The sequence below is a fragment of the Nostoc sp. 2RC genome (assembly GCF_014222165.1).
Classification (GTDB): Bacteria; Cyanobacteriota; Cyanobacteriia; order Cyanobacteriales; family Nostocaceae; genus Nostoc; species Nostoc linckia.
This window is the reverse complement of record NZ_JACKZU010000002.1, coordinates 60753-71807: the sequence shown is the minus strand read 5'-3', so window position 1 is coordinate 71807 and position 11055 is coordinate 60753. Positions and strand designations below refer to the sequence as shown.

At 39.0% G+C, this 11055-nt stretch carries 8 protein-coding genes; 5 read left to right on the top strand and 3 right to left on the bottom strand.

Going from position 1 to position 11055, the window contains the following annotated elements:
* Positions 1 to 397: 397 nt before the first annotated feature.
* The 5 genes from GNE10_RS00845 (at position 398) to GNE10_RS00825 (ending at position 6288) form a co-directional block, all read left to right on the top strand.
* Entirely contained in the window at positions 398 to 1429 is a 1032-nt protein-coding gene (locus GNE10_RS00845; protein WP_185563228.1) for an iron ABC transporter permease, read from the top strand.
* Positions 1426 to 2460 (top strand): iron ABC transporter permease, encoded by a 1035-nt coding sequence (locus tag GNE10_RS00840; RefSeq protein WP_185563227.1) that lies wholly within the window; start codon positions 1426 to 1428, stop codon positions 2458 to 2460. Before GNE10_RS00845 ends, GNE10_RS00840 begins: the two co-directional genes overlap by 4 nt.
* A 111-nt stretch (positions 2461 to 2571) precedes the next feature.
* Complete coding sequence (locus tag GNE10_RS00835) at positions 2572 to 3381, top strand: ABC transporter ATP-binding protein (protein WP_185563226.1); 810 nt, start codon at positions 2572 to 2574, stop codon at positions 3379 to 3381.
* Positions 3382 to 3434: 53 nt separating this feature from the next.
* Entirely contained in the window at positions 3435 to 5228 is a 1794-nt protein-coding gene (locus tag GNE10_RS00830; RefSeq protein ID WP_311774775.1) for an ABC transporter ATP-binding protein, read from the top strand.
* Between the two features lie 178 nt (positions 5229 to 5406).
* The gene (locus GNE10_RS00825) at positions 5407 to 6288 is read left to right on the top strand and encodes an Rpn family recombination-promoting nuclease/putative transposase (RefSeq protein ID WP_185563225.1); all 882 of its coding nucleotides are present in this window, start codon (positions 5407 to 5409) and stop codon (positions 6286 to 6288) included.
* Between the two features lie 40 nt (positions 6289 to 6328).
* Here GNE10_RS00825 and GNE10_RS00820 read toward each other — a convergent pair whose 3' ends face one another.
* The 3 genes from GNE10_RS00820 to GNE10_RS00810 form a co-directional block, all read right to left on the bottom strand.
* On the bottom strand, positions 6329 to 6706 hold the full coding sequence (locus GNE10_RS00820) for a DUF1636 family protein (RefSeq protein WP_185563224.1): 378 nt from the start codon (positions 6704 to 6706) through the stop codon (positions 6329 to 6331).
* A 9-nt stretch (positions 6707 to 6715) separates the two neighbouring features.
* Positions 6716 to 7666: an iron-siderophore ABC transporter substrate-binding protein gene (locus GNE10_RS00815; protein WP_185563223.1), complete on the bottom strand. Its 951-nt coding sequence runs from the start codon at positions 7664 to 7666 to the stop codon at positions 6716 to 6718.
* A gap of 99 nt (positions 7667 to 7765) precedes the next feature.
* The gene (locus GNE10_RS00810) at positions 7766 to 10594 is read right to left on the bottom strand and encodes a TonB-dependent receptor (RefSeq protein ID WP_185563222.1); all 2829 of its coding nucleotides are present in this window, start codon (positions 10592 to 10594) and stop codon (positions 7766 to 7768) included.
* Between the last annotated feature and the right edge of the window lie 461 nt (positions 10595 to 11055).

Genomic DNA, 11055 nt, shown 5'->3' with positions numbered 1-11055 from the left:
GGGCAGAGGAGAAAAAACTTGTACAACAACTCTCCCCTGCTCCCCATCCCCCATCCCCCATGCTCTATGCCCCATTCCCTATTCCAAGTTAAATTTCAGTCGATCTAAACAATACCAGTTTATTGAGAAAATATATCAAAAGTTTATGAGTATGTTTTATTGGTGTAAAAAATTGAGAAATGGTCGCATGATAATGTAATCTATATATTTATTAAGAAAAATTATCAATTTAATGATGAGAAAGCTGCTAAATATTGAGAGTGCAAATTTATAGATTTTTTCATCTAATGCTGTTCTCTGTGGGGGCGCACAGCTGCGTACCCCTTCTATAACGGTTAATTACCCTAAAAAAATACATAACCAGCAGGGCGTAATATTTTCAACTGATAGCAGGATCATGATAAAAGCCACCATAGTGTCACTGAAAGAATTCAAAAAGCGGCAAATGTCGGGCTTATTTGGTCTGGTTTTGGGACTTTGTATGCTGCTAATTTGCTTGGTGTGCAGTGTGACGCTGGGTGCAGCAGAAATACCTCTACATCGGGTTATCTCATCTTTTATAGTGTTTGATGGTTCCTACGATCGCTTAATTATTCAGACTGTGAGATTACCGCGATCGCTCGTTGCTATTCTTGTAGGATCGGCCTTGGCAGTATCGGGAGCGTTGATGCAAGGTTTAACACGCAACCCCCTAGCAGATCCAGGAATTTTGGGTATTGAGTCTGGTGCAGCAGTGGCGGTGGTTGTAGCGACTTTTTTATTTGGCAGCCCATCCCTAGATGTTTACACAATTGTGGCGTTTCTGGGAGCTGGAGCCACGGCAATCTTAGTTTACTTCCTGGGTTCCTTAGGACGGGGAGGAGCGACGCCATTAAATTTGACGGTGGCAGGTGCAGCTTTAACAGCTCTCATCTCTTCCATAACCACTGCTACTTTGATTGTCAGCCAACGCACCCTAGAGGAAATTAGATTTTGGTTGGCTGGTTCCCTAGCTGGCCGGGATATGGATATGTTTTTCCAAGCATTGCCTTTTGTCCTCACCGGATTAATTATTGCTTTTGCCCTTGGTAGACAAATTACTACCATGAGTTTGGGTGAAGACGTAGCTAAAGGCTTAGGGCAACAAACAGCCTTAGTTAAAATTGCCACTGCTATTAGCGTAGTTTTACTAGCTGGCAGTTCCGTTGCTATTGCCGGGCCAATTGGCTTTATTGGTTTAGTCGTTCCCCATATGGTGAGATTTTATATCAAAGCTGATTATCGCTGGATATTACCTTATTGTGCAGTTTTGGGGGCTATTTTACTTTTGATTGCAGATATTGGCGCTCGTGTGTTGCTCAAACCGCAAGAGTTACCTGTAGGTGTGATGACAGCACTTGTGGGTGCGCCTTTTTTTGTCTACTTGGCTAAGTCAAAGGTGAAAAAATGAATTTTGTAGTCATTCGTTCTCAAGGGATATCCTTGCGTATAAACCGACGGGTACCATTCATGGTGCTATGTTTGGCACTAGCAATTTTGGTAGCAATGACGATGAACTTGGGGCGGGGTGAATATCCGATTTCCCCTGGGGATATTGTGAAAACTCTATTGGGTTTAGATACGGGAAACCCAGACCATGCATTCGTGATTTACAATTTGCGTTTACCCCGTACCCTTGTAGCTTTGATGGTGGGGGTGGCGCTGGCAATTTCTGGGACTATCTTTCAAGGACTAACACGCAATCCATTGGCCGATCCCAGTATTATTGGTATTAATGCTGGGGCGAGTCTGGCGGCAGTGAGCGTAATTGTTTTATTTCCATTAGCGCCAATTTATACTTTACCCCTATCGGCTTTTACTGGTGCTTTGCTGATGGCGATTTTAATTTACTCCTTGGCTTGGAATAACGGTAGTTCGCCGATTCTATTAATTTTGATTGGTATTGGTTTATCTGCGATCGCCACTGCCATCACCAGCTTAATGATTACCTTTGGCGAAATTTACAATGTTAGCAATGCTTTGGTTTGGTTAGCTGGAAGTGTCTACGGACGCACGAGTGAGCAAGTATTTTCTTTATTACCTTGGCTACTTGTTTTTATCCCAATGGCTTTGACATTGGCAAGACATTTAAACGCTCTTAATTTAGGAGATGATGTGGCCAAAAGTCTAGGTAGTAGAGTGGAATGGCAACGTGGTTTACTGATATTGGTGGGGGTAGCCTTAGCAGGCGCAGGAGTCGCCAGTGCCGGTAATATTGCTTTTGTCGGTTTAATCGCACCCCATTTAGGACGACAGTTAGTAGGTACAACCCACGAAGGCTTAATTCCTATTTCCGCACTTTTAGGGGGAGTAATTGTTGTCATGGCAGACTTCTTAGGTAGAACCTTGTTTGCACCCATCGAACTGCCTTGTGGAGTAGTAACTGCTGCCATTGGCGCTCCTTATTTTTTGTATTTATTAATTCGTAATCGGAAAAAATGAGGGACTGGGGACTGGGGGAAAAGGATATTTTATCAACTAAAAAATCAGATTTTCATAAATCTAAAATCTAAAATCTAAAATCTAAAATCTAAAATCCAAAATGGTTTCATTATGAAAGGATTGTCAACCAAAAGTTTGTCTTTAGCTTACGATGGTGCAACGATTATCCGTGACTTAAATTTAGCAATTCCCGGCGGACAAATTAGTGCCTTGGTTGGTGCTAATGGTTGTGGTAAATCAACTTTGTTAAGAGGCTTGGCAAGATTACTCAAACCTCGTGATGGCATAGTATATCTGGATGGAAATTCTATTTTGAATCTTTCTACCAAAGAAATAGCGCAACAATTGGGTATTTTGCCCCAAGGGCCAGTAGCACCGGAAGGGTTAACAGTACGAGATTTAGTAGCACAAGGACGTTATCCTTATCAAAATTGGTTACAACAATGGTCAATAAAAGATGAAACAATCGTACAACAGGCGCTAGAGATTACTGATTTGTTGAAGTTAGCAGATAGAGCATTAGATACTTTGTCTGGTGGACAACGACAAAGAGCTTGGATTGCTATGGCACTAGCACAAGATACAGATATTTTACTTTTAGATGAACCGACTACTTTTTTAGATTTGGCGCATCAAATAGAGATTTTAGATCTATTGTACGATTTGAACCAAATTCAAGGACGAACTATTGTAATGGTATTACACGATCTAAATCAAGCATGTCGTTATGCTGATTATTTAGTTGCTGTAAAAGATGGTCGAATTTTTGCTGCTGGCGAACCAAAGTTAGTAATGACTAAAGAAATGGTTCAGGAGGTTTTTGGATTGGAGTGTCGTATTGTTCTCGATCCCGTTGTTGGAACTCCCATGTGTATACCAATAGGACGCAAGACAAAAATCAATCATCAGCAAATCGAATGAGATTCGTCATGCAATGTCTACCAAAATCATTTAACTACAAAAAATAAACAGTCGTGACAAAAGTATCTCAAAAGCCTAAAAATTCAACTTCTCCTCTAAAACGCTTGCTCAATTATGGCAGCCAATATCGCCTGCAAATATGGCAAGCAACATTATTTACTATCATCAATACTATTTTAGATTTAGCACCACCGTGGTTAATTGGTGTGGCGATAGATATTTTGGTAGAAAAGCAAAATTCTTTTATTGCTAAATTAGGTGTAAGAGAGATAATTTGGCAGTTTTTTTTGCTAACAGTTGTCACTATAATTATCTGGATACTAGAGTCGGCTTCTGAGTACGCTTACAATCGACTATGGTGGAATTTAGCTCAAAATATTCAGCATGATTTACGCGTTGATACCTACAATCATGTACAAGCATTAGATTCAGATTATTTTGAAGAAAGCAGCACTGGTGGGTTGATGTCAATTTTGAATGACGACATCAACAGATTGGAAGATTTTTTAAATTTTGTAGCTAGTGAAATTATCCAAATTACTACTTCAGTTATTATTTTAACTTGCGGTGCTTTCTGGATTTTACCTCCTGCCATTACTTTGGCAACATTGTTGCCTATGCCTTTTATCCTTTGGGGTTCCTTTACTTATCAAAAACTACTGGAAGATCGTTACGCTGAAGTCAGAGAAAGAGTAGGTTTTCTCAACTCACGATTAGCAAACAATTTAAGTGGAATTACCACAATTAAAAGTTTTACTGCCGAAGCTTATGAAAGTGCGAGATTTGCTGGAGAAAGTGAAGCATATCGCAAAAGTAATGCCAAAGCAATTAAACTTTCTGCTGCTTTTAATCCTCTAATCAGAATGCTAATTTTAGGAGGATTTACAGTTTTATTGTTTTGGGGAGGAATGGCGACATATTCAGGTAAGATATCCATTGGCAATTATAGTGTTTTACTTGTTTTAGTCCAGAGACTTTTGTGGCCATTAGTATCATTAGGAGAAATATTTGATAAATATCAAAGGTCAATGGCTTCTACGAATCGCATCATGGATTTATTAGATGCTCCCATAAATATTATTCCAGGTGAAAAATCTTTACCTATTGAGCAAGTACGTGGTGAAATTTTCTTTCAACAAGTGACTTTTGCTTATATCAATAGAGAACCAGTAATTAAAAATCTATCTTTACATATACCCGCAGGTAAAACCATTGCCATTGTAGGTTCTACAGGTTCTGGTAAGAGTACTTTAGTAAAATTATTGCTGCGATTGTATGAAATTTCTGGCGGCAGAATTACGATTGATGGTATTGATATCCAAGACTTAAATTTAGGTGATTTACGTCGCAGTATTGGGTTGGTAAGTCAGGATGTATTCTTATTTCATGGTACCGTTGCTGAAAATATCGCCTATGGTACTTTTGATGCTAGGGATGAAGAAATAATTGCTGCTGGAAAAATTGCCGAAGCTCATGATTTTATTATGCGGCTACCCCAAGGTTATGAAACAATAGTCGGGGAACGAGGACAAAAATTATCTGGGGGACAACGCCAAAGAATTGCTATTGCTAGGGCTGTTTTGAAAAATCCACCAATTTTAATTTTAGACGAAGCTACATCAGCGGTGGATAATGAAACTGAAGCTGCTATTCAGCGTTCTTTAGAACGGATTACTGTGAATCGGACTACAATAGCGATCGCTCATCGTCTTTCCACTATCCGCAATGCTGATTGCATTTATGTCATGGAATATGGAGAGTTGGTTGAATCAGGAACCCATGAAGAATTGTTAGATAAAAATAGAATTTATGCTGGTTTATGGCAAGTGCAGTCTGGAGTCAAATGATTGAAGCTAAGGGAACTTCAAAAAATAAATTGTTCCGGTTCGGGTCGTTGACTGCTGACTGTCAACGGTCAACAGTTAACAGTCTTCTGTGAAATATTTTTTTACTTGAAAGTCCCTAATTAAAACTCTGTCCGTTTAAGCATGGAGTCTTTTAAATTCTGTATTCTAATTCCTTTTTATGCGACGAGATTCAATTTTTTATCAACTTTTTCAACAATATCCTGGTTTACTATTTGAGCTATTGGCAAATCCTCCAATAAATGCAGATGCTTATCGCTTTGATTCCGTAGCTGTCAAAGAACCAAAATTTGAAATAGATGGGGTATTTTTACCACCAGAAAACGAAGGTGTAGGAGTCGTATATTTTTGTGAAGTACAGTTTCAAAAAGATGAACGGCTTTACGAAAGAGTATTTGCAGAATCCTCATTATATTTCTATCGTAATCGTGACAGGTTCAGTGATTGGCAAGTAACGATTATTTATCCATCCCGCACTATTGAACAAAGGGATATTTATCCTCATCGTTCATTACTCAATGGTGGGCAAGTTCATCGAATTTATTTGGATGAATTGGGCAATATTCGGCAATTACCTCTATGGGTAGCGTTGATGGTACTAACCACCGTCAATGAGGAACAAATGCCAGAGGAAGCAAGGTATCTCTTAACAAGAACTCGTGAAGAATCATCTTCATCAAGCCGTGTAATAATAGAAATGATAATGACAATAATGGTATATAGATTTGAACAATTAAGCCCAAAGGAGATAGAGTTGATGCTAGGAATAACACTCAAGGAAACAAGAGTTTACCAAGAAATTAAGGAAGAAGGACGCCAAGAAGGACGCCAAGAAGGACGCCAAGAAGGACGCCAAGAAGGACGCCAAGAAGAGGCTGCTAACTTGATTATCCGAATCTTAGCTAAGCGGTTTGGGGAACTATCAAATGAAATTCGCGGCTCAATTTCTGGTTTGTCTTTACCTGTTTTAGAAGATTTGAGTGAAGCATTGCTAGATTTTACTAGCTTGGCTGATTTAGAAGCTTGGTTAGTAACAAAATAAATGAAGTTAATATTTGAGAACAGTGCATGATAATTTGTAGCTATGATTTTACAGATGGAATCTGCGCGAAAATAGCAGACTTTAGAACTTGCGGTAGCTGTTCCCAAGCTACACTGCCTTTACGTTTTTTAATATAAATTTGCATAAATTCTAGTAACGCTGCTGTGCTTTCTTCTGGGGTCAAATCCACAAACAGATAGGTGGGTTTATCCTCGCTGGATACAGCTACAACACAGCCTCGATCGCAAGCCCACAAACAACCAACTCCTTGAATTTCAAGTTCGTCAATAGTGAATTTTTCCACACATAAATTATTTAATTTGTCAATGAAAATATCGCCATCGAAAGGTGGATTTTTTGGCCGTTCTTCAGATGAACGGTGACAAGATTTGCAGACAAATATCGTGTGTTTAGGCATAGCATATAGTTAAGGAATGTTGACAAGGTATTTAAATAAATCATCAATCACTGCATCGGTGGCAATCATATGTGTTGCAGACCATGATGTAATATTCACATTATAAACATGATTTTTTTGAACAGCTTTGAGCTTTTGCCATAGAGGATTTTGTTGTTTTTTTTCTAGAAATTGCTTTCCACCACTAGCAAAAGTGGCTACAAATAAAACATCGCCATCAGCTTTTTCTAATTCTTCTAGTGAAATATTCTCGGCTCCATAAGGTGATTCGATATTTTGTGAAGTGGGACGTGGTAAATTAGCATCATTCATAATGGAACCCACAAATGAGTTTTTAACATCAATTGATATTTGCTTGCCATTAATATAGATAAAGGATATTTTTTTGTCTTGATAGTGAGTTCCTAATGCTAATTTTAGTTGTTCGATTCGTCGATTATAACGATTCCAAAGAGCTTTTTCAACTTCCTGTTTTCCTAGTGCCTCAGCCACAAAAGTTAAATGTTTTTTCCAGTTAGAATACTCCATTTCCCCCAAAACTGTGGGGGCAATTTTAGACAACTGAGGATAAATTGACTGGAACCAATCTACACCAATAATTAAATCTGGTTTGAGTAGTAAAATTGCTTCTAAATTTGGTCTCTCCAATCCAACTAATTTGATTTCATCTGTTTTATACGAGGTTCTGAGAAAGTTTTCTTCCCGGTAATATTCATTGGTTGTGCCAATTGGTTTAACACCAAGTGCCAGTACATTGCCTAAAGTAGATAATGATAAAGTAACAATACGCTGGGGTTGATTGGGAACACAGGTTTCTCCCATTGTATGTTTAACTATGTGGCACTCGGCAGGTGATAGACGGGGTAGTAAAGATATAGTTTTAGGAGTTTTATAGTTGCAGATTACAACTACAATAAATCCTAGAATGGTTAATATTAATAAATATAAAAATTTTCGCATTATCTATCAGAATTAACAATTTGAAAATTGCTTAATTGAAGTCAGAAGTTAGGAGTCTAAATTAGAACTACTAACTTCTAAATTCTCAATTCTTTGTTCTTAAAACTGCCATGAGATGGTTCCTTGTACAGTAAATGGCTGTCCGTAGTAAACACGACTAGAACTCAGCGCACTTTCAAAATAGTCTACATCGAATAGATTTTTGAAGTTGAGTGCAACTCGAAATCTATCTCTGTTATAGAAAATAGCTGCATCAGTCCGGACATAACTAGGCACATCATAAGTATTGTCTAAATCTCCGGCGCGATCGCCAACAAAAAACAAGCCAATTCCTGCCCCTAAACCTTGTAATTCACCTTGTTGAATTTCGTAAGTTGTCCATAAATTGAAAGAATGTTCCGGTGTATTTGGTAATCGATTTCCCACCGCAAAAGTATTATCTTCAGTAATGCGTGCATCGGTATAAGCATAACCAGCAAAAATATTCCATCCTGGTACAATTTCCCCCGCTAAACTCAATTCAATACCTTTGCTGTTTTGCTCCCCTACTTGGATAGTAAATCCTTCATTATTGGGGTCTGCTGTTGAAACATTAGTGCGAGTCAAATCAAAGAATGCTAATGTTGCTGAAAGGCGACTATTCAAATCTGCCTTCACCCCAATCTCATATTGAGTACCGCGTTCTGGCTGTAAGGTAGAGTCAACACCAAAAAAGAATGTACCATTTGGTGGGGTGAACGAACGTGTATAACTGGCATAAAGTGAAATCGCTGGGATTGGTTGATAGACAATGCCAAATCGAGGACTGAATGCACTATCTGAACCACTACTTTCTGTATTATTGGTGAAATCTTCATACTTCTGGTCATACGTATCAAACCGCCCACCCAACAACAACTTTAAGTTGTCCGTCAATGCAATTTGGTCTTGCAGATAAATTCCTAATGAGTTGGTCTCGGAATTATCGCTAAACTCATCAAAAGTAATCTCACCCAGTGGTAGACCATATACAGGATTAAAGATATCGATTGATTCTGCTTGGCGTTCGATATATCTTGGCGAGAAGTTTTCTAAACGATTCCAATCAATCCCAAATAGTAGCTGATGTTGGATCGAACCAGTAGAGAACTTACCAACTAAATTTGTCGTCAGAGTGTAGTTTGTATTTTCCAAATCGTATTCTCGGTAGAAACGATTGAAAGTTCGATTGTCTGCATCCAAACTCAGAGGAATCGTTTGTCTGTCACTGTAATCACGAAAGGTAAACCGAAAAGCATTGCGTAACGACCAATTGTCACTAAATTTGTGTTCTAGTTGATAGCCAAGCCTTGTAATGGTTTGTGTGATTTCATCAGAAGGTTCACCAAAGTTCCGATTCCGGGACACTTCTCCATTGGGATTGGGCAATACAGTACCTATAACAGGCACACCAGATATATAAGAATCTCTAGCATCGATGTATTCTCCTTCTAAAGTCAGGTTAGTTTTATCCCCGATCGCCACACTCACAACAGGTGATATATTAAATTGCTCGCCACTATAGAAATCGATAAAACTACCTCTATTTCTATAGGCAGTATTCAAGCGATACAATACTGTCTTCGAGTCATTTAATGGCCCTGATAAATCAAGGGCACCCCGATAAAAACTATAACTGCCAACGGTGGCATCAATGGCATAAAAAGGATCGCTTAAGGGACGTTTGGATACTAGGTTGATAACTCCCCCCGGATTACCCAAACCAAATAATACGGATGCTGGCCCTTTGAGAACTTCGACTCGCTCAATACTAGTCAATTCATTGAGTTGTCCGGCTAAAGGATCCACTAGTCCATCCCGCAGAAGATTCGTAGCTGCTGCATCAAAGCCACGAATTGAAAAGAAGTTACTTGCAGCAGAGCTAAAACTCTCACTCACACCAGGGACATTTCTCAGTGCATCATCTAAACCAGTAATCTGTTGGTCGCGCAATATTTGTTGCGGTATTACCTGAATCGATTGGGGAATATCACGCAAAGGTGTATCGGTTTTCGTCCCAGTACTACTATCCGTGACCCGATAGTTATCTTGTTCTCCAGTCACCACCAATTCAATCGGCTCATCTGACTGTGCGGCCGGTGCTTCTTGGGGTGTTTGGTTGGCTGGTTCTTGGTTGTCTGGCTGTTGTGTTTGTGGTGCTTCCGGCTGCTGTGGTGGCTGTGTTGCTGTTGCAGCAGCAGAAGTTACACCAAAAACTAGCCCTGTATCATCATCAAATAACTCAACCGTCGGCAAAGTATTGTCACCTACCACCGTCACCCGCACGGTATTTGCATCAATATTTGTAGCGGTGATTTCCGTAATTCCCGCAATTGGTTTTTCCGAACGAAATGTAAAAGTATCGCCACTGGGTAAACGCAACTGAGCATTGGGAATATCGGCAATAAAATTATTATCCGCACTGCGATTTGTAACTTGCAGTTGTTCCCCAAGGGGTGTTTCTAAAATCACCTCCACACCAGTCTGTGTGGGATTTGCTTTCACTCCCGTGATTGGTATCACTGGGTCAGTAGTTGTTTGTTCTGGGTTAGGAGGGTTAGTTGGTGACTGTACTAGCATTTGAGCGCTAGTGCTAGGAAGTTCGATTTCCCCTAGTTGAAGAATATTTTTAGTTGTTTCATCCGACTTTGCTTGTTGTAGCGAACTTCCAAGCTGAAACTTCAACAGTCGGGATTTCCTGGTACTAGAGGCTAATACCTGAGATTTTTTGATAACAAATTTTTTATCTGTAACTGCAAGCTGCCGATCTAATGTAGATTTCCCTACCCTCTGGGTAGAAGATTTGCTTTGAACATCCTCTGGTACTTCCTCACCTTTAGCAGCAGTGCCGATAACAACAACAACCGCACTTGTCAGCAACAAGCTTTGAAAAAATCTATCTAACTTCATTTATCCGCTTACACTCGATCGCACTACTTGAGGGCATCTGAACGCACAATGACGAACTTTGAAAAAGATTGTCATTTAAATTAGTTGAATCATATTATGAAGTGATACCAGATACAAGATAATTCATAATTTTTTTTGTTTACTTTAGATGACAATCAATAATTGTTCCTAAACATTTATTTGCTTGATAAGCAATTAAACAAAGTACTGGTAGTTGAAAATACTCTTCTCACAAATATTTTTATAAGCCAAAATCGGTTTTTAATTAGCAAATTAGGTCATATAAGACGAAATTTGGGATTGGCGTACGGCGGCAACCCCAAGTTATGCGTTAATAGATTTCCAAATGCTGATTATGGGCGAAAAGCTTGTGATTCCTTGCCACAGATGAAATCAATAGTTCATTTCACAAAATAAAAATTACATAAATAAAAGTAATTATTTAGTGAATATTAAAAACA

Coding starts and splice junctions, on each gene's coding strand:
- GNE10_RS00840 (WP_185563227.1), top strand. CDS start 1,426: ATGAATTTTGTAGTCATTCGTTCTCAAGGGATATCCTTGCGTATAAAC.
- GNE10_RS00815 (WP_185563223.1), bottom strand. CDS start 7,666: ATGCGAAAATTTTTATATTTATTAATATTAACCATTCTAGGATTTATT.
- GNE10_RS00820 (WP_185563224.1), bottom strand. CDS start 6,706: ATGCCTAAACACACGATATTTGTCTGCAAATCTTGTCACCGTTCATCT.
- GNE10_RS00835 (WP_185563226.1), top strand. CDS start 2,572: ATGAAAGGATTGTCAACCAAAAGTTTGTCTTTAGCTTACGATGGTGCA.
- GNE10_RS00845 (WP_185563228.1), top strand. CDS start 398: ATGATAAAAGCCACCATAGTGTCACTGAAAGAATTCAAAAAGCGGCAA.
- GNE10_RS00810 (WP_185563222.1), bottom strand. CDS start 10,594: ATGAAGTTAGATAGATTTTTTCAAAGCTTGTTGCTGACAAGTGCGGTT.
- GNE10_RS00825 (WP_185563225.1), top strand. CDS start 5,407: ATGCGACGAGATTCAATTTTTTATCAACTTTTTCAACAATATCCTGGT.